At 60.0% G+C, this 22,897-nt stretch carries 23 protein-coding genes; 7 read left to right on the top strand and 16 right to left on the bottom strand.

Annotation, left to right across the window (positions count from 1 at the left end; all coding sequences use genetic code 11):
• Positions 1-9: 9 nt before the first annotated feature.
• From flgG to JHW44_RS01885, 5 genes are all read left to right on the top strand, one after another.
• Positions 10-795: a flagellar basal-body rod protein FlgG gene (flgG, locus tag JHW44_RS01905; protein ID WP_089343818.1), complete on the top strand. Its 786-nt coding sequence runs from the start codon at positions 10-12 to the stop codon at positions 793-795.
• On the top strand, positions 795-1,214 hold the full coding sequence (flgA, locus tag JHW44_RS01900) for a flagellar basal body P-ring formation chaperone FlgA (RefSeq protein WP_089343819.1): 420 nt from the start codon (positions 795-797) through the stop codon (positions 1,212-1,214). Before flgG ends, flgA begins: the two co-directional genes overlap by 1 nt.
• A 25-nt stretch (positions 1,215-1,239) precedes the next feature.
• Complete coding sequence (gene flgH / locus JHW44_RS01895) at positions 1,240-1,965, top strand: flagellar basal body L-ring protein FlgH (RefSeq protein ID WP_179217671.1); 726 nt, start codon at positions 1,240-1,242, stop codon at positions 1,963-1,965.
• Between the two features lie 9 nt (positions 1,966-1,974).
• Complete coding sequence (locus JHW44_RS01890) at positions 1,975-2,487, top strand: hypothetical protein (RefSeq protein WP_089343821.1); 513 nt, start codon at positions 1,975-1,977, stop codon at positions 2,485-2,487.
• Positions 2,488-2,577: 90 nt separating this feature from the next.
• Positions 2,578-3,582: a glycosyltransferase gene (locus JHW44_RS01885; protein ID WP_089343822.1), complete on the top strand. Its 1,005-nt coding sequence runs from the start codon at positions 2,578-2,580 to the stop codon at positions 3,580-3,582.
• On the opposite strand, the gene rfbA is transcribed toward JHW44_RS01885, so the two are convergent.
• Genes rfbA through rfbC form a run of 4 tightly spaced genes read right to left on the bottom strand, consistent with a single transcriptional unit; the run spans position 3,549 to position 6,878 of the window.
• Positions 3,549-4,430, bottom strand: a complete 882-nt coding sequence (rfbA, locus tag JHW44_RS01880) for a glucose-1-phosphate thymidylyltransferase RfbA (RefSeq protein WP_089343823.1) — start codon at positions 4,428-4,430, stop codon at positions 3,549-3,551. The two genes, JHW44_RS01885 and rfbA, sit on opposite strands and share 34 nt — an antisense overlap.
• A complete protein-coding gene (rfbD, locus tag JHW44_RS01875) occupies positions 4,427-5,287 on the bottom strand; it encodes a dTDP-4-dehydrorhamnose reductase (protein ID WP_089343824.1) in 861 nt (286 codons plus the stop codon). Before rfbD ends, rfbA begins: the two co-directional genes overlap by 4 nt.
• Positions 5,284-6,321 (bottom strand): dTDP-glucose 4,6-dehydratase, encoded by a 1,038-nt coding sequence (gene rfbB / locus JHW44_RS01870; protein ID WP_089343825.1) that lies wholly within the window; start codon positions 6,319-6,321, stop codon positions 5,284-5,286. Before rfbB ends, rfbD begins: the two co-directional genes overlap by 4 nt.
• Entirely contained in the window at positions 6,318-6,878 is a 561-nt protein-coding gene (gene rfbC, locus JHW44_RS01865; RefSeq protein ID WP_089343826.1) for a dTDP-4-dehydrorhamnose 3,5-epimerase, read from the bottom strand. Before rfbC ends, rfbB begins: the two co-directional genes overlap by 4 nt.
• A 247-nt stretch (positions 6,879-7,125) precedes the next feature.
• Here rfbC and JHW44_RS01860 point away from each other — a divergent pair, with 247 nt between their 5' ends.
• On the top strand, positions 7,126-7,932 hold the full coding sequence (locus JHW44_RS01860; RefSeq protein WP_089343827.1) for a thymidylate synthase: 807 nt from the start codon (positions 7,126-7,128) through the stop codon (positions 7,930-7,932).
• 5 nt (positions 7,933-7,937) lie between these two features.
• Positions 7,938-8,420, top strand: coding sequence for a dihydrofolate reductase (locus JHW44_RS01855; protein WP_089343943.1), 483 nt, complete (start codon positions 7,938-7,940; stop codon positions 8,418-8,420).
• Positions 8,421-8,532: 112 nt separating this feature from the next.
• Here JHW44_RS01855 and JHW44_RS01850 read toward each other — a convergent pair whose 3' ends face one another.
• From JHW44_RS01850 to JHW44_RS01795, 12 genes are all read right to left on the bottom strand, one after another.
• On the bottom strand, positions 8,533-9,630 hold the full coding sequence (locus JHW44_RS01850; RefSeq protein ID WP_089343828.1) for a flagellar basal body P-ring protein FlgI: 1,098 nt from the start codon (positions 9,628-9,630) through the stop codon (positions 8,533-8,535).
• Positions 9,627-10,547: a hypothetical protein gene (locus JHW44_RS01845; protein ID WP_143811442.1), complete on the bottom strand. Its 921-nt coding sequence runs from the start codon at positions 10,545-10,547 to the stop codon at positions 9,627-9,629. Before JHW44_RS01845 ends, JHW44_RS01850 begins: the two co-directional genes overlap by 4 nt.
• A gap of 98 nt (positions 10,548-10,645) precedes the next feature.
• A complete protein-coding gene (gene flgK / locus JHW44_RS01840) occupies positions 10,646-12,094 on the bottom strand; it encodes a flagellar hook-associated protein FlgK (protein ID WP_089343830.1) in 1,449 nt (482 codons plus the stop codon).
• A 43-nt stretch (positions 12,095-12,137) separates the two neighbouring features.
• Positions 12,138-13,454, bottom strand: a complete 1,317-nt coding sequence (locus JHW44_RS01835) for a flagellar hook protein FlgE (protein WP_089343831.1) — start codon at positions 13,452-13,454, stop codon at positions 12,138-12,140.
• 84 nt (positions 13,455-13,538) lie between these two features.
• Positions 13,539-14,300 carry a flagellar motor protein MotB gene (locus JHW44_RS01830; protein WP_089343832.1) on the bottom strand — a complete coding sequence of 254 codons (762 nt, stop codon included), beginning with the start codon at positions 14,298-14,300 and terminating at the stop codon, positions 13,539-13,541.
• Positions 14,301-14,383: 83 nt separating this feature from the next.
• Entirely contained in the window at positions 14,384-15,604 is a 1,221-nt protein-coding gene (locus JHW44_RS01825) for a phenylacetate--CoA ligase family protein (protein WP_179217672.1), read from the bottom strand.
• 9 nt (positions 15,605-15,613) lie between these two features.
• On the bottom strand, positions 15,614-16,435 hold the full coding sequence (locus tag JHW44_RS01820; RefSeq protein WP_089343833.1) for an ABC transporter ATP-binding protein: 822 nt from the start codon (positions 16,433-16,435) through the stop codon (positions 15,614-15,616).
• 53 nt (positions 16,436-16,488) lie between these two features.
• Complete coding sequence (locus tag JHW44_RS01815) at positions 16,489-17,772, bottom strand: ABC transporter substrate-binding protein (protein WP_089343834.1); 1,284 nt, start codon at positions 17,770-17,772, stop codon at positions 16,489-16,491.
• 51 nt (positions 17,773-17,823) lie between these two features.
• Positions 17,824-18,900, bottom strand: a complete 1,077-nt coding sequence (locus JHW44_RS01810; protein WP_089343835.1) for a branched-chain amino acid ABC transporter permease — start codon at positions 18,898-18,900, stop codon at positions 17,824-17,826.
• A gap of 108 nt (positions 18,901-19,008) precedes the next feature.
• On the bottom strand, positions 19,009-19,992 hold the full coding sequence (locus JHW44_RS01805; RefSeq protein ID WP_089343836.1) for a branched-chain amino acid ABC transporter permease: 984 nt from the start codon (positions 19,990-19,992) through the stop codon (positions 19,009-19,011).
• A gap of 21 nt (positions 19,993-20,013) precedes the next feature.
• Positions 20,014-20,838 (bottom strand): ABC transporter ATP-binding protein, encoded by an 825-nt coding sequence (locus JHW44_RS01800; RefSeq protein ID WP_089343837.1) that lies wholly within the window; start codon positions 20,836-20,838, stop codon positions 20,014-20,016.
• Entirely contained in the window at positions 20,835-22,811 is a 1,977-nt protein-coding gene (locus tag JHW44_RS01795) for an AMP-binding protein (RefSeq protein ID WP_089343838.1), read from the bottom strand. The genes JHW44_RS01800 and JHW44_RS01795 overlap by 4 nt, the downstream gene beginning before the upstream one ends.
• Positions 22,812-22,897 lie beyond the last annotated feature (86 nt).

Here is a 22,897-nt window from a genome sequence, read left to right as displayed (position 1 = left end):
GGATTCACCATGCGAGCATTACAGATTGCCGCAACCGGCATGAGCGCACAGCAAACACGCGTCGAGGTCATCTCCAACAACCTCGCCAACATGTCGACCACCGGATATAACGCCCGCCGCGCCGAATTTGCCGACCTGCATTACCAGCAGGCCACACGTCCCGGCACTGTCACGGCGGCCGATGGCACGATCATTCCCGCCGGTGTCCAGATGGGGCTGGGGGTGCGCCCAACCGCAGTCACCGTGAACCTGCAGCAAGGCTCGCTGAACCAGACGGGAAGCGACCTGGATCTTGCCATTGATGGTGACGGCTATCTTGAGGTCATGCTGCCGTCCGGGCTGTCTGCCTATACGCGCGACGGCAGCCTCAAGCGTTCGGCCGACGGGCTGATCGTGACATCGGACGGCTTCCCGCTGGTACCGGAAATCACCATCCCGGATGACGCGCGCAGCATTGCCATCAACGCGGGTGGCGAGGTTTACGCCTATTTCAACGACCAGGTCGAACCCGAGCTTCTGGGCCAGATCACCCTGGCCAGCTTTGCCAATCAGAAAGGGCTGGAGGCGATTGGCTCGAACCTGTTCCTGGAAACTGCGGCCTCGGGCAATCCGCAGGTCGTCGATCCGGGGCAAGAGGGCACCGGCACCCTGCGCCAAGGGTATCTCGAGGAAAGCTCAGTCGATGCGGTCCGTGAAATTACCGAGCTGATCAAGGCACAGCGCGGCTACGAGTTGAACGCCAAGGTCATCACCGCCGCCGATCAGATGCTTGGCGCCACCACGCAGGTGCGCTGATGACGCGCCATGCCATCGCCGCCCTGTTTGCCCTCCTGCCCCTGACCGGACAGGCCGCCGTGCTTGCCGCCGCCCGCACATTGCAGGCCGGCACAATCATCACCGCATCGGATTTGCGCGCCATTGATGGAAAATCGGCCGGTCTCAGCGATCCGGCGAGCGCCATTGGCAAGCAAGCCCGCGTGACAATCTATGAAGGCCGCCCGATCCACGCCAACCTGCTTCAATCACCGCGCATCGTCAGGCGAAATCAAACAGTGCAGGTGATCTTTCAGCGCGGTGCATTGCAGGTCAGGGCACAGGCACGCGCCCTGTCCGATGGCGGCGAAGGAGACGTCATCCGGGTCATGAACACCGATTCTCGCAAGGTCATCTCGGCCCTCGTTCAACCCGATGGCAGCCTGCTTGCCGGATTCTAGGCCCACATTAGCCCAGGAACACCTCATGACATATCTCAAGCTCATCTGCCTCGCGCTGGTATTGGGCGCCTGCTCGCGGGTCGCCAATCTGGGGCAGGCCCCCGATCTGACATCGCCGCGAAATACCGAGGAATTTCTGGCAATCACCAATCCGCCACTGGATCTCCCCGTGAATTCCGGCCGACCCGAGGCCGCAGCCTCGCTCTGGGCAGGCAATTCATCATCCCTGATCTCTGACCGGCGCGCCTCGACACGCGGAGACCTGCTGACGGTGGTCATCGAAATCGACGACAGCGCGGAAATTTCCAACAGCTCCGACCGGTCACGCAGCGCGGGCGACAACCTGGAAATCCCGCAACTGGCCGGCATTCCCCAGCGGCTGAACGACAAGCTGCCCGAGGGTGCCAGCTTCGACGAACTGATTGATGCATCCTCAAGCTCCACCTACAAGGGCAGCGGCAATATCTCTCGCCGGGACAAGCTGACCCTGCGCATCGCGGCCACCGTGATCGACCGACTTCCCAATGGAACGCTTCAAATTCAGGGCACCCAGGAGGTCCGCGTAAATTACGAACTGCGCGAACTGACCGTCGAGGGATTTGTCCGACCCGATGACATCGATCTCAACAATGAAATCGAATACGACCGCATTGCTGGCGCACGGATTTCCTATGGCGGACGCGGACAGATCACCGATGTCCAGCAGCCGCGCTACGGGCAGCAGATCGCCGACATCCTTCTGCCATATTGAGGACCAGCCATGACCAAGATCCTCTTCCTGTCAGCACCGGTGATCGCGCTTGTCGCAGGCATCGCCGCCGGGGACTACCTGCGTCCGGCATCACCCGGCAGCGAAGCCGAGGACAACGCGAGTTTGTCCCCACTGATCGAGGCGAAGAACGATGCAGATACGCGCCAGGATCCCCCTGCGAATACCGGGACAGATGTAAGGACTGCCACCTTCAGCTTTCCTTCGCAGTTCTTCGTTCCGCTGATGCGCAACGGCGACATGGGGGCGATGATGATCCTGACCCTCAGCGTGGAAACCGCCAAAGATCAACTGGAAGCCATGAAACAACAGGAACACCGCTTGCGCGATGCCTTGCTGCGGCAATTGCTGATTCACGCCAATACGGGCGGATTCGACGGCAATTTCACCACCGAAGTCAGTTTGCGTGTCTTGCGCGAAAGTCTTCTGAAAGCGGCAAGGCACGCCACGACCCTGCCCGTCCACGCAGTCCTGATCGAAGATATAGCCCGTCAGGACGGATAACATGCCGGTTCGCGCGTGGTCGCCGCATTGCACCACGCCTTGTCACAAGGCAAAAGAAGGGCGAGCATCGAAGGATCGCGATCACTGGCCATGACCGAAATTCATCCCACGCCCCCCGGCAAGCCAGCAAACGGCGGCACCGCCCCAGAGGTGCAGATCCTGATGGCGACCTACCAGGGAGGGCGCTTTCTTCAGGAGCAGCTGCACAGCATTGGCGCACAGCGCTATACGAACTGGCAGCTGTTCGTGTCAGATGACGGCTCGTGGGACAATACCCGCGATCTGGTCGCCAGCTTTGCCGCGCAGGTCGGGCACGGTCGGGTGCATCTGATCGAAGGGCCGCGTCAGGGCGCAACGCAGAACTTTCTGCATCTGATCCAACAGGCGCCGGATAACCGGATGCTTGCCTTTTGCGATCAGGACGATGTCTGGCACCCGGACAAGCTTGCTTTTGCAGTTGAAAGCCTTGGCGAGATCAAGGGGCCGGCCCATTATGCCGCGCGCACGATCATCACTGACGAGAAGCTTGCCCCGGTCGCGCAATCGCGCCGCTTCAACAGACCGCTGACGTTTCGCAATGCCCTGGTGCAGGCCTGCATGGCGGGGAATACCTCGGTGTTCAACCCGGACGCCGCCGCATTGCTGAAATCAGGCGTCGAGGCCGCCCGCCTTGCAAAGATCGAATCCCATGACTGGTGGGCCTATCAGCTGACCTCTGGCGCTGGCGCGGCCATCATTCACGATCCCCGTCCGATGCTGATGTATCGTCAGCACAGCCAAGCCGAAATGGGCCGCAACGATACGATATCCGCAATGGCCAAACGGCTGGGGAAACTGTTCGCGGGGGATTACGGCAGCTGGGTCGGCGCGAATCTGGCCGCCTTGTCGCAATGCCGTGCCCTGCTTACCACCGAAAACCGACAGGTTCTGGATGGCGTTGTCGCAGCCCTGCAGTGTCGCGGCCCGTTTGCCGCACAGAGATTGCGCAGGCTTGGCCTTTATCGCCAGACCACCGCAGGGACGGTCGCGCTGCTAGCTGCGACCACAATGGGGCGGCTGCGTCAGCCCCTGTCGTCCAACAACCGCAGCAGATAGGTCCCATATTCATTCTTGGCGAATCTTGCGGCCCTGTCACGCAGTTCATCCGCTGTGATCCACCCGGCCTCAAAGGCGATTTCTTCCGGACAACCGGTCTGAAGCCCCTGCCGGTTTTCCAGCGTGCGCACGAAATTCCCGGCGTCCAGCAAGCTGGCGTGGGTTCCGGTATCAAGCCAGGCAAAGCCGCGCCCCATCTTCTCGACCGTCAGAATTCCGTCAGACAGATAGCTTTCCAGCAGGGTGGTGATTTCCAGCTCTCCGCGCGCGGATGGGCGAACCTCGGCTGCTCGATCAGATGCCGTCCCGTCCAGAAAGTAAAGGCCGGTCACAGCGAAATGCGACGGCGGATCGGCCGGTTTTTCAATGATCGCGCGCGCCCGCCCCGTCTTGTCGAAATCAACGACACCATAGCGTTCGGGATCACTGACCTGATAGCCAAAGACCGTGCCGCCCTCGCTTCGCTGGTCGGCAGCCTGCAGCAGGATCGGCAACCCGTGGCCAAAGAATATGTTGTCGCCCAAGACCATCGCCGAGGGCGCACCTTGCAGGAAGTCGCGCGCCAGCAGATAGGCCTGCGCAAGACCGTCGGGGGACGGCTGAACGATCCAGGTGAAGCTCACCCCCCATTGCGCGCCATCGCCAAGCAACCGCTGAAACTGGGCCTGATCCTCGGGCGTGGTGATGATCGCGATATCGCGGATGCCGGCCAGCATGAGAACCGTGATCGGATAATAGATCATCGGCTTGTCATATAGCGGCAGCAACTGCTTCGAGACCCCCATCGTGATGGGATAAAGCCGGGTTCCCGAGCCGCCCGCCAGAATGATACCTTTGCGCTGCGTCATGCCGTTTGCTCCAGTCTTGCCAGCACATCGGCCAGCCCCTTGCGCCAATCTGGACGATCAACGCCAAAATCCGCCTTGATTGCGCCGCAATCCAGCCGCGAATTCAAGGGCCGCGATGCCGGAGTCGGATATTGCGATGTCGGAATGGGCGTGATCTTGCAGGTCAGCCCGGCCTGACGGAATATCTCGGCGGCGAAATCCGCCCAGCTTGCATCGGGTGCACCTGCAAAGTGATACAGCCCGCCCTTGCCCGGATCCGAAAGCATCTGCTCGGTCATTTTGACCAAGGCGGCGGCGATATCGCCCGCCGGTGTCGGGCCACCGATCTGATCACAGACAATGTTCAGTTGATCACGCTCGGCCCCCAGCTTCAGCATGGTCTTGACGAAATTCGCACCGAAGCTTGAAAACACCCAAGAGGTTCGCAACACCGCCCATTGGCCACCGTTTTCCGCGATACGCTCTTCGCCCTTTCGTTTCGTCCGCCCGTAAACACCCAAAGGCGCGGTCGGAGATCCTTCGGCGCGCGGCCGGTCGCCCGAGCCGTCGAACACATAATCGGTCGAGACATGCAGAAAGGGAACAGACAGCTCTGCCGCCGCCTGAGCCATGGCCGCAGGTGCATCGGCATTGACGGTCCGCGCCAGTTCTGCCTCGGTTTCAGCGCGGTCCACCGCCGTATAGGCCGCTACATTCAGGACGGCACGCGGCCTCTCGGCCAGAATCACCTGGGCGCAATGCCCTGGATCGGCCAGATCGGCCTCGGCACGCCCCAGAAAACGAGCCTCGGGGAGAAGCCCTGCCAGCTCACGCGCGACCTGCCCCGTCTTGCCGAAAACAAGAATCCCCTCGCTCATCCGGTACCCAGCCTCTTGCCAACACCATCACGCTGATACAGTGGTTCCCACCAGTCGCGATTGTTCAGATACCACTCGACCGTCAGGCGCAGCCCTTCCTGCACCGTGACGGAAGGCCGCCAGTTCAGCTCGGTGCGGATGCGCTGAGGATCAATGGCATAGCGACGGTCATGACCGGGACGATCGGGGACGAATTCGATCAGCCGGTCATGAGGAGCACCCTGCGGATTCAGGCGATCCATATGGTCACAGATCATTCTGACCAGATCAATATTGCGGGCCTCGTTCTCGCCGCCGATATTGTAGCTGCGCCCGTTTTCGCCCTTTTCCAGCGCAAGCAGCAACGCATCGGCATGGTCTTCGACATACAGCCAGTCGCGCACATTCCCACCATCGCCATAGACCGGGATCGTTTCACCCGCCAGGGCACGCAGGATAACTACGGGCACCAGTTTTTCGGGGAAATGATAGGGACCGTAATTGTTCGAACAATTGGTCAGCACGACGGGCAACCCATAGGTTTCATGCCAGGCCCGGACCAGATGGTCAGAGCCTGCCTTGCTGGCGGAATAGGGACTGCGAGGATCATAGGGGGTCGTTTCGGTGAACTGGCCGGTCTCGCCGAGGCTGCCGAATACCTCATCGGTCGAGATATGGTGGAAACGGAATGAATCAGGGCGCCCCTGTGAAACCCAATAAGCCCGCGCCGCCTCCAACATGTTGAATGTGCCGATCACATTCGTCTCGATAAAGGCCGCAGGTCCGTCGATGGACCGGTCAACATGGCTTTCGGCCGCCAGATGCATCACCGCATCGGGGGCGTGTTTGTCAAAGATACGGTCCAATGCAGCGCGATCGCGAATATCGGCCTGCTCGAACCAGTAAAGCCCGCTGTCCTTGACCGAAGCGACATTTTCCAGATTCGCGGCATAGGTCAACGCATCCAGGTTGACCACCTCGTGACCGCGCCGAACGGCAAGCCGCACCACTGCCGAACCAATGAACCCGGCCCCGCCCGTTACCAGAATCTTCATGTCTCACCGTTGAAATTGAAGGGTGTCGTCCATTCGGCAAATGCCGTGCCGTTTCGATCCTTGTCAGAGAGGACCGGCCGCGCAAGGCCCCAGTCGATGTCCAGGCTGTCCCAGCGGACGCAGCCATCGCTGGTGCTGTCGTAATACGCCGTGCACTTATAGATGATTTCGGTCTCCGCTTCGCGCGTAACGAACCCATGCAGGAAGCCCGGTGGAATCCACAGCTGCCGACCATTTTCATAGGACAGTTCCACCCCGACCCAACGCCCGTAATCAGGGCTGCCGCGGCGCGCATCGACAGCCACATCATACAGCCGACCACGGCCACATCGCACCAACTTGCCCTGCGCATGAGGGGGCGCTTGATAGTGCAGGCCGCGCAATGTCCCGACCTCGCGCGACATGGAATGATTGTCCTGTACGAATTCCGGCAGATGAAGACCCGCGTCCTCAAGTCTGCGTTTGTTCCAGCTTTCGGAAAAAAAGCCTCGATGATCGCCATGGCGCTTGGGCGTAATGATCAGAACACCCGGCAGGGCCGTATTCTCAATCTGCATATCAACAATCACTTACTACAGGTACATCAAACATATATGCGCACCCAGGCGTCATGTCACGCGACACGTAGCCCCAACGGGCTGACCCGCGCGAAACCTGGACCGAGGAAGCCGGCATTGCAAAGCGGTTTCTTGTCATGTCGGATGGCATCGATCACAGGCGGGTTTAACATTCCGTTCTGCTGACTTACGAAACCAGACGTAAGATACGTCCCAGAGATCCATCCAACAGGCCGAGGAGCACGCCATGAAACCCTATCTGGATGCCCTGCAAACGATCCTCGACCAGGGGGTTGAGACCACCGACCGGACCGGCACCGGTACGCGATCCTGTTTCGGCATGCAGATGCGCTATGATCTGAGCCAGGGCTTTCCGCTTGTCACCACCAAGAAGCTGCACCTGCGATCGATCATACATGAACTGCTCTGGTTTCTGTCGGGTGATACCAATATCGCCTATCTGCAGCAGAACGGCGTCTCAATCTGGAATGAATGGGCCGACGAGAATGGCGAGCTTGGTCCGGTCTATGGCCACCAGTGGCGCCGCTTCGGGGCAGAGGGTGAAACCGATCCCCTGCCAGAGGCCGACCAGATCCGCACGTTGATGGATGCCATTCGCGACACCCCCGACAGCCGCCGCCTGATCGTCTCGGGTTGGAATCCGCTCCAGGTGAAGGCCATGGCCCTGCCACCCTGTCATACCCTGTGGCAGGTGCGCATTCTGGGCGGAAAGCTGCATCTGCAGTTGTATCAGCGCTCGGCCGACATGTTTCTGGGCGTCCCCTTCAATATCGCCAGCTATGCGCTGCTGACGCATATGATTGCACATGTCAGCGGCTATACGCCGGGCGATTTCGTGCATACGATCGGTGATGCGCACATCTATTCCAATCACATGTCTCAGGTCAAAGAGCAGCTGAGTCGTCAGCCCAGGGTGCTGCCGACCCTGAAGATCACGCGCGACGTTTCTCAGCTGACTGATTTCCGCTATGATGATTTCATCTTCGAGGGGTATGATCCGCATCCCTCGATCAAGGCCCCGGTGGCGGTCTGATGGCAATGCTGACACTGATTGCCGCACGGGACCGCAAGGGCGCGATAGGCCGCAACAACACCATCCCATGGCATGTCCCCGAGGACTTCGCGTTCTTCAAGCGTGAAACTTCTGGTTGCGCGATCATCATGGGTCGCAAGACTTGGGACAGCCTTCCCAAGAAACCCCTTCCGAACCGTTTGAACATTGTCGTCACCCGTCAGATGCAAGACCCGGCTCCGAACACATTATTTCTCGATTTCGAGCAGGCGATTCTCCAAGCGAAATCTGCCGGTCACGATCATATCTTCTGCATCGGTGGAGAGCAGATCTATCGGCAGATGTTGCCCCTTGCTGACCGTATCCTGCTGTCAACGGTCGAGACGGATATTCCGGATGCAGATGCCTTCTTCCCGGAATTTTCCGCATCGGAATGGCGCCCGGTGCAGACACAAATCCTGCGCGAAGCCGACCCTCGTTGCTCGGTGACGGAATATCACCGGGCGTGATCATGACAGCGCGTCAAACATGTCGTAGTGACCTGATATCCAGAGTTTTCCGGCCTGCAACCGGATAGCGGGAAGCCGGGGGCGAAGGATCGGGCGTCCCAGGGAACGACATTTATTGCACAACCAGATCCGCATGCAGCGCCCCGGCGGCATGTATCGACTTCAGGATATCAATCATGTCGCGAGGTCGAACCCCCAGCGCGTTCAAACCCTCGACCAACTGACTCAGAGACGTATTGCCCGCCACCTCGGCAAAGCCGATGCCCGGCTCCTCGGTCACGTTGGCAGAGCTACGTGGGACCGTTACGGTTTCGCCATGCGCGAAGGGATTGGGCTGCGATACCAATGGCGCTTCGCTGACCTTCAATGTCAGGTTTCCTTGCGAAACGGCAACGCGAGAGATCCGCACCCGTTCGCCCATGACGATTGTCCCAGCCTTGTGATCAATGACGACCTTGGCACGATCCTCGGGTTCTATCAGCAGATTTTCGATACGCCCGACGACGCGGGCCGGATTGACCTCCCCCAGGTTTCGGAATTCGACAAGCACCGTTCCGCTATCTTGCGCAACGGCGATAGGTTTCGAAAATTCGCGATTGATGGCGTCCTCGACTCTCATCGCCGTAGTGAAGTCGGCATTCCGCAGGGCAAGGCGAATATTCCGAACCTCTCCGAAATCGAACTCGACTTCTCTCTCGACCCTGGCGCCGACAGGGATCGTGCCGCCGGTCGGCACACCCTCCACCACACGCGCAGCCTCGCCGGATACCGACACACCGCCTGCAATGATCGAGCCCTGGGCGACAGCATAGATATTGCCATCCGCAGCTTTCAATGGCGTCATGACCAGCGTCCCGCCCAGCAGGCTTTTGGCATCCCCAATTGTCGATACATTCACATCTATTCGGCTGCCCGAGCGGGCAAAAGGAGGCAGCGTCGCCGTGACGATGACTGCGGCAACATTCTTTGACCGCATCGCATCATCGCTGACATTGGTCCCCAGCCGTTCCAACAGGCCCGCAAGCATCTCCTCGGTAAAAGGCGCATTGCGCAGCCCGTCGCCGGTTCCATCCAGTCCTACGACCAGACCATAGCCCACAAGGTCGTTGCCACGAACCCCGTCAAAATCAACCAGGTCCTTGATCCGTACAGGTATCGCGTTCGCTGCCGAACACCAGATGACAAGCAAAGCGGTCAACAGCCATCTCATCTCAGGAACTCCGACAAACGTAGCTGAGACAGGCGGGCCGTCACTGTGTAAAGCGTTTGCAACTGCGTTTCGACCTGTGTCAGCGCACCCGCTGTTTCAAACGGATCGGCGACACGCATATCATTGCGAGCAGTTTGCAACATCGCGATTGCCGAAGAATTTTCCGCCTGGGACCGCTGCGCGAACTGTTGTTTCTGGCCGATCCGGGCCATCTCGGCCAGCAGATCGGCGTCATTGTCGGCGAGGATCTGCCCGCCGCGCCGCAAAAGTTCTCTCTGTTCATGATGCTCACCGGTCAAGATACCTCGATCAACCAAGGCGGCAGTCGCCAGGCCTGTCAGTACCTTTCGAACAGACGAAGATGCCGCAGTGGTTGTCACGCTGATCGATTGTCCTTCCGACACCGGGAAAACCAACGGCGCATCAAGGCTACCTTCATATGCGACATCCAGAAACCCGCCTGCACCTTCAGGTCCATCGAACCAATCCTCTACTGCAGCTGCCACATCCGTCGCAGTCGTCAGGCCAGCCGTCAGGGTCTCCAGTTCAGACAGAATTTCCGCTCCTGACCGCAAGGCCGGTTGGTCGACATTCTGCCCGGAAAACAAATACGCTCCACCCAGGTTGCTATTGAGATGCGATACGACCGAGGCCAGCATGTCGCCGGCCTCTCCCGAGCGCATTCTTAGCAGCCCCTCGGTTTCGGCAAAGGGTGAGGCCAAGAGCGAAAGCCCCAGTTCGGAGGTTTGCGATTGCACCTGCCCCAGGATCTCCTGCATGCCGTTCAACCACAGGCTGGCTTCTTCGGAATTGGTCCCATATTGCTGTGCCGCTGCAAGCTGGGTCTCGATCCGGCGCAAGACCTGAGTGTTCCCTTGCAGCCGTTGACCAATATCCGAAACCTCGCCGCTGGCCAATTCGTCGCTCAGGGTCCCCAAGGATGTTTTCAGACGGTTCGAAGCGACCTGCACTGCAAAGGCCCTTGCCTGATCGCCAATTGAATACAAGGCCATCTTCATATCCTCAGAATTTGATCCATCATTTCTTCAATCGCCTGAACGACCCGTGCATTCGCGGCATATGCTTGTTCGTATTGCAGCAAGCGCTGCATCTCGGCATCACTGTCGACGCCATCCGCCATCAATGCGCCTGACACGACTTCCCATTGGCTGCTGCGCATTGTTGCATCGCTTTCCGCATTGACGCGACGTGTCGCGACGCGAGCTTCCAGATCGGCAAAACGTCCTTGAAGAGAGGCATTTCCGATGAACGGGCTGAAGGCGTCCGCTGACCGTATGCTGTTCATCGCATCGCACATGGCGGTCAGGAAACTGCTGTCACCGACCGCTCCTGCGACAGGCGCGGCAAGACCACTGCGGACACGCCAGACACCACCACTGTCCGGCTTGACCGCAAGATTGACGTCAATACGCACCGCCAGGCCTGTCATTCCTCCTGCAGAGGCCCGGCTCCCAGCATCAGTGAAGAGACCAGTATCCACGGAAGACAACGATAGATCCGCAGATAGAATCCGTTCGTGGAGATCGAAGGCCAAAGCATCCAGTTCTTCCTGGATCCGGGGGGCGTGCTCATCACGAATATCAAAATTCGCAGACAGTGTCCCTCCCGCAAAGAGCTGCATCCTGCCCTCAGACAACTCCTCGCCATTCAGGACAAGACGCCCGACCGGTGCTGTTTCGACGACCATTCCCGGGGTCATCTGGCCGACCGATGTATAGCTGATCTGCGCGGGACGGCTGCCGTCCAGCAAGGGCGCGCCTTCGGCGGTAAAAAGGGCAACCGCCCCGTGATCCCGTCCGACTTCCTGAATCGGAACGATTTCCGAGATGCGGTCAATGGTGGCCTGCCTCTGATCCTCCAGCCCGGACACATCGTCTTGCTTGGCAAGGGAGCGCGCGATCTGCCGGTTCAGCATGGCGACAGTTTCAAGCCCCTCATTCAGAGCCGCAACATCCGCCGCAATGGCCGCGTCAGCCATTGTCCGCAAGTCCTGCACAGCCCGCGACGAATCGTTCAATGCCCGTGCAAGTCGCATGGCAGCGTCCACCACCTGCTCGAGCCGAAGGTCGTCGTCCGGACGTGAGGCTGCCGACTGCAGGGAAGACTGGAATTCGCTCAGCGCTGTTCCCAGCGAGGATTCTTCACCGGGCATCCCAATGACAGCACCCATCTCGGCAAAGAAGTCTGCAAGGACGGATGTTTCGGCCTTGGCTGCACTGGCGAGTCGGGTTCCTGAAACCAGATTGGCATCGACCAGCCGCGCCACACCGTCGATGCGAACGCCGCCCATCCCCCCGCCCGGAGCTTGTGAGGACAGCGCAACCTCTCGGCGCGCATAGCCAGGCGTCATGACATTGGCGAGATTTGACGCGACCGTCTCGGTCCCCTTGGCTGTCGCGGTCAGACCCGACAGTGCATTGTTCAACGCAGTTGCAATGCTCATTGCCACCTCCTCATCTGTTTATGCGCCCCCCCGCAGGAACCCACTATCGTTTGATATTCGTGGTCTCCTGAAGCATCTCGTCGACGGTCTGGATGATCTTGGCGTTCGACGAATATGCGCGCTGTGTCTCGATAAGATGGGTCAGCTCTTCGGCAACGTCCGTGGTCGACGCCTCGCGCGCAAAGCCCTGCACCGAACCGGTCGGCCCGTCCCCGGCGTCCCAAAGGAAGAAATTCCCCGATGTCGGCGATACCTTGAAGGCCTGTGCATCAACAGAAATCAGACCGTTGGGATTGGGAACATCGGCCAGCGGAATCTGGTACAGCGTCTTGACGAAGCCCGTATCATAGGTCGCCTTCAGGAACCCGTCGGGATCGACCTCGACAGTTGTCAGGTTGCCCACCGGCGAACCGTTCTTGGAAATATTGGTAGGCGAGAAACTGTCCGACAGCTGGCGCAAACCGGTCACGCCGCCGGGAGTGCCGATGAACAACTCCATCGGCCCGCCGGCCACATCGATATCAAGGGTGCCGGTCGTATCGTCATAGGTGCCACCGGAAAGCACCGTGACGGATTCGATGCTGCCGCCATTGGCCTGCGTCTCGTCAAAGACGATGCGATAAGAGCCCACCAGATTGTCGGCGGGATCCGAAGCTGAGTCGCGTATCTCGACCAACCAGGTGTTGGACATCCCGGTGGTGTCCGAGGTATCCGGCAGGAAGGTCAGATCAAGGGATTCAGATGTTCCCAGATTGCCGAAATACTCCACCTTCAGCGCCAATGGATCACCCGAAGCATCCGGTCGTGTCTCGGCCGCAGGAAGGTTGACGCCCAGGCCTATCCGCGTTGTCGGATCGCCCGCCGTCTGATTGGCGGAAATGCGTATTGGTTCCAATGCGCCCATCGTGTCGCGCGGCATCAGGGGAACCGTTCCATCGGACTGTGCGGGCCACCCCAACAGAACCAGCCCGGAATCTGTTCTCAGCACACCTTCGGAATCGGTCCGAAAGGATCCTGTCCGGGTCATCATCATGGGCAAGTCCTCGAAACCATTGTCCAGATCGACCGCCGATGTCACCGGCAACATGCCGCGCCCACTGATGGCAATGTCCAACGGGTGGGAGGTCGGGACCAGCGCCCCGTCCTCGTCGATTTCACGAAAGGCCGTGGCACGCACCCCTCCGGCGGAATAGGCGCCCGCCGCATGGTTCTGGTTGAGCACGAAAGCGTCAAATTCGGTTTCCATGCGTTTGTATCCGTAGGTGCCGGAATTCGCGATATTGTCCGAGATCGTGGCAAGCCGCGTGGAATTCGCGGAAAGCCCGACCACTCCGGCATTCAGGGCTGAAGACATGGACATAGAAACATCCTTTCTAACCAGGGGCTGGAGGCAGTCTCGGCGGGACTGCTTAAGATTCGCCTAACGGCGCGCAGGCGAGGCCTGTCATCTGAGTAAAATCACCTCTATTCGGTTGTTCTTGGCATCCATGGGGTTGGCGACGCGGTTCTTGCGGTCGGCATAGCCCGTCACCCGATGAATTCGCTGTGCGTCAAAACCGCTCTGCTCAAGCAGGTTTCGGACCGTATGTGCCCTTGCGTCCGAAAGCGCCCAGACCGGCGATGAGACCAACATCTCGGGATAGGCCCGCACATGGCCCGAAATCGCCAGGTGATTCCGCACATGCCCCAGAACCCGGGCAACAATTGCGCTCAATTCCTTCAGCGCCGGCCGGGGCTGGGCCGTGCCATCGACGAAAAGCGGTTCATCGACCAGATCGCCCAGTTCGATCACCAGCCCCTCATCCGTCATGCGCGTCACCACATGCCGCAAAAGGTTGGTGAGTTGCATCGACTCGGCCCCGGTGCCAGTCAATTGCTGCTGGATCTGCCGGGCCAGTTCCTCGAATTCGGCCGCCTTGCTGTCAGGAAGAGTTTGATCGACCCCATGCCGCACGCCGTCCTGCACCCCGTCGCCGCTTGCTCCGGGTCTCTGCACAATGGTCGGGCTGAAATATTCCGCCAGACCGACGCGCTGCTTTTCGGTCGTCGCGCTCAACAGCCACATCAGCAGGAAGAAGGCCATCATCGCCGTCACGAAATCGGCATAGGCGACCTTCCATGCGCCACCATGGTGCCCCTGTTCAGTCACGGGGGCCAGGCGCTTGATGATGATATCGGGTCCGTTCGAGCCGCGCTGCGCTGCCATGTCACCACCTGCATTCTGACATCCGCGATGAATGTCGTCGCAATGCTGGTGGCAAACAAGTTAACGCATCAAATGCTGCCTATTCAGTCATATTTGCGCAGGTCCTCGATGACCTTGCCATCATTGGGCAGGCTGCCCGGCGGCACGATCTGGATCCGCGCCTTCATCTTCAGCGTATCGACCACCGATGCGGCATAGGCCTCGCCATCTCCGGCAGGGGCTTCCACCTTGACGGTCATCACGTCCATTTCCCCGTCACGATCTGCCACCACGCGGGCACGGCTGATCTCGGGGTGGCGCGCCACCAGGGCCGCAACCTGTTCCGGACGCACGAACATCCCCTTGATCTTGGTGGTCTGATCGGCACGCCCCATCCAGCCCTTGATGCGCATGTTCGTGCGCCCGCAGGGGGAGATGCCCGGCAGAACCGCCGACAGATCGCCCGTTGCAAAGCGGATCAACGGATAGTCGGGATTCAGCGTGGTCACGACCACCTCGCCGACCTCACCCTCGGGCAGGGGATCACCGGTGCCGGGACGCACGATCTCGACGATCACCCCCTCATCCACGATCATTCCCTCCAGCGCATCGCTTTCATAGGCGATATTGCCAAGATCCGCCGTCGCATAGCATTGCCGCGTGGTGATTCCCCGATCCGCATATTCCTGACGCAGTGACGGGAACAAAGCGCCCCCGCCCACCACCGCCCGCGAAATCAACAAAGTCTCGCCCATGGCATCGGCGCGATCCAGGATAACCTTCAGAAAATCCGGCGTGCCGGCATAGCAGGTCGACCCGATATCGACGGCGGCGCGAACCTGCAGTTCGGTCTGCCCCGTGCCTGCAGGCAGAACTGCGGCATCCACGGCACGGGCGCCGGATTCGAACATCATCCCCGCAGGCGTCAGATGATAGCCGAAACAATTCTGCACGATATCGCCGCGCCCCACGCCCGAGGCATGCAGAAAGCGGCCCAGTCGCCACCAGTCGCCCTCGCGCCGCCCCGGCTCATAGATCGGGCCCGGGCTTTGAAAGACATGATCAAATTCGGCGACCGGTCGCGTCGTGTAACCGCCAAAGGGCGGGTTCTTTTTCTGGGCCTGCGACAGTTCCGCCTTGCGGATCACCGGCAGCCGCGCCAGGGCCGCGCGATCGACCACCCTGGCAGGATCAACCTCGCGCAGCAGCCGCGCCAGCGCCGGAGCCGTCTTGGCCCGTGCAAGTGTCGCGGACAACTCGCGGGCAAGCGCCGCCTCACGCGCGTCCTGACTGCGCGTTTCCAGTTCGTCATAATGTCCGATCATTTTCGCTCCTCAGGCCAGCCAGCGCTTGCGGCGGCGATAGCTGCGCACATCGCGAAAGGACTTGCGCCCCTCGTCCGACATGCCCAGATAGAATTCCTTGACGTCGGGATTTTCGCGCAGGGAGGCCGCCGGGCCATCCATCACGACGCGACCGTTCTCCAGAATATAGCCGTAATGCGCATAGCGCAGCGCGACATTGGTGTTCTGTTCCGCCAGCAGGAAGGTGACGCCCTCGCCCTCGTTCACCGCCTTGACGATTTCGAAGATCTGCTCGACCAGTTGCGGAGCCAGTCCCATCGACGGCTCGTCCAGCAGGATCGTTTCGGGACGCGACATCAACGCGCGGCCCATCGCCACCATCTGCTGTTCCCCGCCCGAGGTATATCCGGCCTGGGATTTCCGCCTTTCGCGCAGACGCGGGAAATAGTCGTAGACCATCTCCAGATCGCGCTTGATGGCGGCACTTCCATCGCTGCGCGTATAGGCACCGGTCAGCAGATTTTCCTCGACGGTCAGATGCTCGAAGCAATGGCGGCCTTCCATCACCTGTATCACGCCGGTCTTGACCAGGGCGGCGGGATTGGCGTCCGAAATCGGCTTGCCGTGGTAGAGGATACTGCCCTTGGTGACCTCTCCACGTTCACTGGCAAGCAGGTTGGAAATCGCCTTCAGGGTGGTCGTCTTGCCAGCGCCATTGCCCCCCAGCAATGCGGTGATGCCGCCCTTGGGCACGGAAAGGCTTACCCCTTTCAGCACCAGAATGACGTGATTGTAGATCACCTCGATATTGTTGACTTCCAACAGGTTTTCTTGGTCTGGACTATCCAGCATGGCGCGTCTCCCAAAGGGTATCCCCGGCGGCGACCCGCGCCGCCGGGAGAAGGTCAGCAATCGCGCGGCGTGATGCCCGATTCCTTGGCATAGGCGGCGCTGTCTTCCTCGACCAGCGGCGCGAGAATATCCTGATCAGGTTCGGTGAATTCGGTGATCAGGTTCCACTGCTTGGCAGTTGCATCCCATTGCTGCAGACGGGCCATGCCGCTGCCGCCATGGTTGTCGCAGCTCATCTTGATCTCGGGACCAAAGTCCGGCAGCCCGATTTCAGACAGGCGTTCGGGGGTGATTTCAAGATTCTCGAAGCCGTCGCGCAGTTGTTCGGCGGTGATTGCGGACACGCCCGACAGTTCCTGCGCCGTGCGGATCGCCTCGGAGATCACCACGGCCGCATACATGCCCCGCGAATACAGCGCCGAGCCGACATGCTCGCCCCCCTGGGACGCCTTGTCGGCATCCAGAAGATAGGTCTTGATATCGTCATAGATCGGATAGTCCATGCCGACACCGTTGAAGGTCAGCGCCTTGTAACCATTGGCCTTGTCACCGACCGGCAGCACGTCCACCTCGGAACCGGACCACCAGATGCCGATGAAATTCTCCATCGGGAAACGGATATTGGACGCTTCCTGAATCGCCGCCTGGTTCATCACGCCCCAGCCATACATGATGACATAATCGGGCTTGTCGCGGCGGATTTGCAGCCATTGCGACTTTTGCTCCTGACCCGGCGCGTCAACAGGGACCAGGCTCAGCTCGTAGCCGTGCTTTTCGGCCAGTCCCTCCAGCGTGCGGATGGGTTCCTTGCCATAGGCCGAGTTGTGATAGACCAGCGCGATCTTCTTGCCGGACAGATCGCCGCCGTTTTCATCCAGCAGGTATTTGATCGCGACCGAGGCGCCGTCCCAGTAATTGGCAGGCGCATTGAAGACCCATTCGAAGACCTTGCCGTTCTTGGCCGAGGTCCGCCCGTAGCCCGGTGTATAGAGAACCTTCTTGTCGACCGAGACCTTGGGGATCAGCTGATAGGTGATGCCGGTGGACAGCGGGTTATAGACCAGCGCGCCGGTATCCTTGGTCTCTTCATAACATTCGATGCCTTTTTCGGTGTTATAGGCCGTTTCGCATTCAGGGACCTGAATGATCTCGCCCCCGATACCTCCGTCACGTTCGTTCAACAGGGCGAAATAGTCGTTGAAGCCATCGGCATATTGCGTGCCATTGGCGCCATAGGCCCCGGTGCGATAGCTGAGATTGGGCACGACAAGATCGGCCATGGCGGGTGCCGCACCCATCAGTCCGGCGACGGTCAAAGCGATAAGTCTGGTTTTCATTCGGGTCTCCTCCCCAAGTTCAAATGTGCCGGTTCTCCGGTCTTTTCGGGTTCAGTGCGGGAATGGCCAAAGGCGCAGCTTCTCCTTGGTCAGAGCCCAAAGGCGCGCCAGCCCATGCGGCTCGACGATCAGAAAGAACACGATCAGCGCGCCCACGATCATCAATTCGAAATGCGCCGACAGATCGGTCGGCCATCCCAGCGAGCCGACCAGCAGGTTCTTCAGCATCACCGGCAACAGCACCATGAAGGCCGCCCCGGCAAAGCTGCCGAAGATACTGCCCAGCCCGCCGATGATGATCATGAACAGCACCAGAAAGCTCTTGTTGATGCCGAATGCCTCGCCCACCTCTGCCGCGCCCAGGTAGACCGAGAACAACAGTGCCCCGGCGATGCCGATGAAGAAGCTGCTGATTGCAAAGGCCGACAGCTTGGCGGTCAGCGGATTGACCCCGATGATCTCGGCCGCAATGTCCATGTCCCTGATCGCCATCCATTTGCGTCCCAGCATGCCGCGCGTCAGATTGCGCGCGACCCAGGCCAGAACGAAGGCGAAGCACAGGCATATCAGGTATTTGGCGGGGGCGCTGGTCGCAGGCCCCGTGACCGCCCAGCCCAGCACCGTACGCTCGGGCGAGTTGATCTGCCCCGAAGCCGAATAGTTGTAAAACCACGGCACCTTGTTGAACAGCCAGACCAGAAAGAACTGCGCCGCCAGCGTCGCCACCGCCAGGTAAAAGCCCTTGATGCGCAGGCTGGGCAGACCGAACAGCATGCCGACAATGGCCGTCACGCCACCCGCCAGCACGATGTGGATGACGATGCTGACATCGGGAAATGCGGTCATCAGCTTGTAGACGGCATAGGCCCCCACCGCCATGAAGCCACCGGTGCCCAGACTGACCTGCCCGGCATAACCGGTCAGGATGTTCAGCCCCAGCGCCGCAATGGCATAGATCAGAAAGGGTACCAGAACCGCACTGGCCCAGTAGTCATTGATGATGAAGGGAATGATCCCGAAGGCCACCACCAGCACCGCGTAATAGCCCCAACGGTCCAGCTTGATCGGAAAGGTCTGGCCGTCACTGCGATAGCTGGTCTTGAAGTCGCCCGCCTCACGATAGAACATTGCACGCTCCTGCCTGTCCGGTCATGCGTCCATGGTTCAGGGGAAAGCCGCCCTGCACATGCCACGCTGAGATTGCTGTTTCGGGATCTGTGAAATGCGTCATCATCCTCAGACCCTCTCGATGATCCGCTCGCCGAACAGACCCTGTGGACGGAACACCAGGAAGATCAGCGCCAGCACATAGGCAAACCAGTTCTCGGTCGCGCCGCCGATCATCGGCCCGATCAGGAATTCGAACAGCTTTTCGCCGACGCCGATGATCAGCCCGCCCACGATTGCCCCCGGGATCGAGGTAAAGCCTCCCAGCATCAGCACCGGCAGCGCCTTGAGCGCGATCAGCGACAGGCTGAACTGCACGCCCGATTTCGTGCCCCACATGATCCCGGCGACCAGCGCGACAAAACCCGCGATCGACCAGACCATCACCCAGATGAAGCGCAGGGAAATCCCCACCGACAAGGCGGCCTGATGGTCATCGGCCACGGCCCGCATGGCGCGCCCCTGCTTGGTATATTGCGCAAATGCGACCAGGGCGGCGACCAGCAGCGCTGCAATCGCCGTCGCCCAGATATCCAGGCGGTCGATAAAGAAACCATAGCCGAACCACTTGTCGGTCGCGATCTCGATACTATCCGAAATCCCCTGCGGCAGACCGACATCCAGACGCTTGATATCCGCGCCCCACATGACATCGCCCAGACCTTCCAGGAAATAGGCCAGACCGATCGTCGCCATGAACAGGATGATGGGTTCCTGCCCGACCAGATGCTGCAGGACCAGCTTCTCGATCAGGAAGGCCAGCAAGACCATCACCACTGCGGTCAGCAGGATCGCCAGAAAGGACGGCACGCTCCAGCCGAAGGTTTCCAGATGGGTACCGAAGGTGGCATTGATCATATGGGCAAAGGGCACCTGCCCCTGCTGTATGCCCACCAGCGTCATCGCCGCAAAGAGGGCCAGCACGCCCTGCGCATAGTTGAACACGCCTGAAGCCTTGAAGATCAATACGAATCCCAAGGCCACAAGCGCATACATGACACCCGTCATCAGCCCGTTCAGGACCACTTCGATGGCGTAGATCAGCTGATCCATCAGACAGCCCTCCTTGTGCGATCAGTCATGGGCGACCCCCAGATAGGCATCGATGACCTCTTTGTTGTTGCGCACCTCATGAGGGGTGCCGTCGCCGATCTTGCGGCCATAATCCATCACCACCACGCGATCCGAGATATCCATCACCACGCCCATGTCGTGTTCGATCAGCGCGATGGTGGTGCCGAATTCGTCATTCACATCCAGAATGAAACGGCTCATGTCCTCTTTTTCCTCGACGTTCATGCCGGCCATCGGCTCATCCAGCAGCAGAAGCTGAGGCTCGGCCGCCAGGGCGCGCGCCAACTCGACACGTTTCTTCAGGCCATAGGGCAGACGCCCGACCGGCGTCTTTCGGATGTTCTGGATTTCGAGGAAGTCGATGATCTTCTCGACCTGCTCGCGGTTTTCGTTTTCTTCGCGCTCGGCCGCACCCCACCAGATCGCCTGTTTCACAATGCCCGAGGACATCTTGTTCAACCGTCCGGTCATGATGTTGTCCAGCACGGTCATGCCATCAAACAGCGCGATGTTCTGAAAGGTGCGCGCAATGCCGAGGCGGGCGACCTCATAGGGTTTCATCGGGCCGCGACGATAGCCCTTGAACCACACTTCGCCCTCTTGCGGGTTGTAAAAGCCCGAAATGACGTTGAGCATGCTTGATTTGCCCGCGCCATTGGGGCCGATGATGGCCCTGATCTCGCCCTGCCGGATGTCAAAGCTGATCTTCTTGATCGCCTCGACCCCGCCAAAGCGCAGCGTGATGTCGCGCATATCCATCAGCACGCCGCCGATTTTCCGGCCATCCGCCGTGGTGAAGCCTTCCTGCGCCTGTTCCTGTGTCATTGCGCCGCCACCCTCTGTCGCTGTGCCGCCCCGAAGACCTGCACATCCTCGATCTTCAGTGTCGCGGTGATCTTGCCCCTGCGGCCGTCCTCATAGGTGACCTCGGTTTCGGTATAGACGCTGTCCGACCCGTCATAGAGCGCATCGACCAGATCCGAGAATTTCTCGCCGACAACCGCGCGGCGGACCTTGCGGGTGCGGGTCATCTCGCCGTCATCCGGGTCCAGTTCCTTGTGCAGGACAAGAAAGCGATGCACCTGGCAGCCCGCCAGCATTTCATCCTCGGCGACCGATCTGTTCACCGCCTCGACATGTTCCTTGATGGTGGCATAGACCTGCGGATGCCCGGCCAGTTCCTGATAGGAGGCATAGGCGATATTGTTGCGCTCGGCCCAGTTCCCGACCGCGCCCAGATCGATATTGATCATCGCCGTGCAGAAATCACGCCCATTCCCCAGCACCACGGCCTCAAGGATATTGGGATAGAATTTCAGTTTGTTCTCTACGAATTTCGGCGCGAACATGCCGCCATCGGCCATCTTTCCGACATCCTTGGCGCGGTCGATGATGCGCAGATGCCCGGTCGATTCCTCGAAGAAACCGGCATCTCCCGTCGCGACCCATCCTTCGGGATCCTTGGTCGAGGCCGTGCTTTCCGGGTTCTTGTAATAGGCGACAAAGGTCCCGGGGCTGCGATAGAAAACCTCGCCATTTTCTGCGATCCTGACCTCGACCCCCGGTGAGGGAACGCCGACCGTATCGGAACGCACCTGACCATCGGGCTGCTGGGTGATGAAGACCGAGGCCTCGGTCTGGCCGTAAAGCTGTTTCAGATTGATCCCCAGAGAGCGATAGAAATCAAAGATCTCCGGGCCGATCGCCTCGCCGGCGGTATAACCCACCCGCACACGTGACAGCCCCAGCGTGTTCTTCAGCGGGCCATAGATGAACATCTTGCCCAGCCCATAGGACAGCCGGTCCATCAGGCCGACGGATTCTCCATCCAGCAATGCCGGGCCGACACGCTGCGCAACCGCCATGAAATGCTTGAACAGCCAGCGCTTGAAGCGACCTGCATCCTCCATGCGGATCATCACCGTGGTCAACTGGCCTTCAAAGACCCGCGGCGGTGCAAAGAAATAGGTCGGGCCGATCTCGCGCATGTCGGTCATCATCGTATGCGCGCCCTCGGGGCAATTGACGGTGAAGCCGGCCCACATCGCCTGACCCAGCGAAAAGATGAAATCGCCCACCCATGCCATGGGCAGATAGGCAACGATTTCCTCGCTTTGGCGAAGATGGTCGAATTGGGCCGAATTCCTGGCGGTCTCGATGATATTGCGATTGGACAGGATCACGCCCTTGGGCTTGCCCGTCGTGCCGCTGGTATACAGCATCACGCAGGTGCTGTCGTAATCCAGTGCCGCGATGCGGGCGTCCAGTTCGCCACCCAGACGTTGCGCGGCGGCGCGGCCTTCGGTCTGCACATCAACCAGGGCGTTCATGCGGGAATGATCGTATTTCCGCATGCCGCGCCGGTCGGTATAGATGATCTGATCGACGGCCTTGACCGTTTCCTCGACCTCCAGAACCTTGTCGACCTGCTCCTGATCACCGCAAATCACGAAACGCGCGCCGCAATGTTCCAGCACATAGGCCATCTCTTCGGCAACGGCGTCCTGATACAGCGGCACCGGAATGGCTCCACACATCTGTGCGGCGATCATGCCCCAGTAATGGGCAGGCCGGTTGCGGCCGATGATGGCCACATAATCCCCCTGTTTCAGGCCCAGGGCCAGAAACCCCAGCGCCAGCGCCCGGATTTCCTCGGCGGCCTCTGCCCAGGTCCAGCTCTGCCAGATCCCGAATTCCTTTTCGCGATAGGCAGGCCTGTCGCCGTAGCGGGCCACATTGCGCGCCAGCAACGCAGGAACAGAAAGCAATTCGCCTGCCGGCGTTTGCGGGTCCGTCATCTTACCTCCCCTGTCGCGCGGCTTTTGATGCCGCGTCGTCCAAAGCCTCCTCCGCCCTGGATTGACTGACTGTCACCGCCAATCAT

Origin of the sequence: Paracoccus seriniphilus, from assembly GCF_028553745.1 — a bacterium.
Classification (GTDB): domain Bacteria; phylum Pseudomonadota; class Alphaproteobacteria; order Rhodobacterales; family Rhodobacteraceae; genus Paracoccus; species Paracoccus seriniphilus.
The sequence above is the reverse complement of the archived record's forward strand: the minus strand, read 5'-3'. Positions and strand labels throughout refer to the sequence as shown.

Bases quoted from the DNA above. Each gene is read 5' to 3' on its own strand.
- flgG (WP_089343818.1), top strand. From the start codon at position 10: ATGCGAGCATTACAGATTGCCGCAACCGGCATGAGCGCACAGCAAACA.
- flgA (WP_089343819.1), top strand. From the start codon at position 795: ATGACGCGCCATGCCATCGCCGCCCTGTTTGCCCTCCTGCCCCTGACC.
- flgH (WP_179217671.1), top strand. From the start codon at position 1,240: ATGACATATCTCAAGCTCATCTGCCTCGCGCTGGTATTGGGCGCCTGC.
- JHW44_RS01890 (WP_089343821.1), top strand. From the start codon at position 1,975: ATGACCAAGATCCTCTTCCTGTCAGCACCGGTGATCGCGCTTGTCGCA.
- JHW44_RS01885 (WP_089343822.1), top strand. From the start codon at position 2,578: ATGACCGAAATTCATCCCACGCCCCCCGGCAAGCCAGCAAACGGCGGC.
- rfbA (WP_089343823.1), bottom strand. From the start codon at position 4,430: ATGACGCAGCGCAAAGGTATCATTCTGGCGGGCGGCTCGGGAACCCGG.
- rfbD (WP_089343824.1), bottom strand. From the start codon at position 5,287: ATGAGCGAGGGGATTCTTGTTTTCGGCAAGACGGGGCAGGTCGCGCGT.
- rfbB (WP_089343825.1), bottom strand. From the start codon at position 6,321: ATGAAGATTCTGGTAACGGGCGGGGCCGGGTTCATTGGTTCGGCAGTG.
- rfbC (WP_089343826.1), bottom strand. From the start codon at position 6,878: ATGCAGATTGAGAATACGGCCCTGCCGGGTGTTCTGATCATTACGCCC.
- JHW44_RS01860 (WP_089343827.1), top strand. From the start codon at position 7,126: ATGAAACCCTATCTGGATGCCCTGCAAACGATCCTCGACCAGGGGGTT.
- JHW44_RS01855 (WP_089343943.1), top strand. From the start codon at position 7,938: ATGCTGACACTGATTGCCGCACGGGACCGCAAGGGCGCGATAGGCCGC.
- JHW44_RS01850 (WP_089343828.1), bottom strand. From the start codon at position 9,630: ATGAGATGGCTGTTGACCGCTTTGCTTGTCATCTGGTGTTCGGCAGCG.
- flgK (WP_089343830.1), bottom strand. From the start codon at position 12,094: ATGAGCATTGCAACTGCGTTGAACAATGCACTGTCGGGTCTGACCGCG.
- JHW44_RS01835 (WP_089343831.1), bottom strand. From the start codon at position 13,454: ATGTCCATGTCTTCAGCCCTGAATGCCGGAGTGGTCGGGCTTTCCGCG.
- JHW44_RS01830 (WP_089343832.1), bottom strand. From the start codon at position 14,300: ATGGCAGCGCAGCGCGGCTCGAACGGACCCGATATCATCATCAAGCGC.
- JHW44_RS01825 (WP_179217672.1), bottom strand. From the start codon at position 15,604: ATGATCGGACATTATGACGAACTGGAAACGCGCAGTCAGGACGCGCGT.
- JHW44_RS01820 (WP_089343833.1), bottom strand. From the start codon at position 16,435: ATGCTGGATAGTCCAGACCAAGAAAACCTGTTGGAAGTCAACAATATC.
- JHW44_RS01815 (WP_089343834.1), bottom strand. From the start codon at position 17,772: ATGAAAACCAGACTTATCGCTTTGACCGTCGCCGGACTGATGGGTGCG.
- JHW44_RS01810 (WP_089343835.1), bottom strand. From the start codon at position 18,900: ATGTTCTATCGTGAGGCGGGCGACTTCAAGACCAGCTATCGCAGTGAC.
- JHW44_RS01805 (WP_089343836.1), bottom strand. From the start codon at position 19,992: ATGGATCAGCTGATCTACGCCATCGAAGTGGTCCTGAACGGGCTGATG.
- JHW44_RS01800 (WP_089343837.1), bottom strand. From the start codon at position 20,838: ATGACACAGGAACAGGCGCAGGAAGGCTTCACCACGGCGGATGGCCGG.
- JHW44_RS01795 (WP_089343838.1), bottom strand. From the start codon at position 22,811: ATGACGGACCCGCAAACGCCGGCAGGCGAATTGCTTTCTGTTCCTGCG.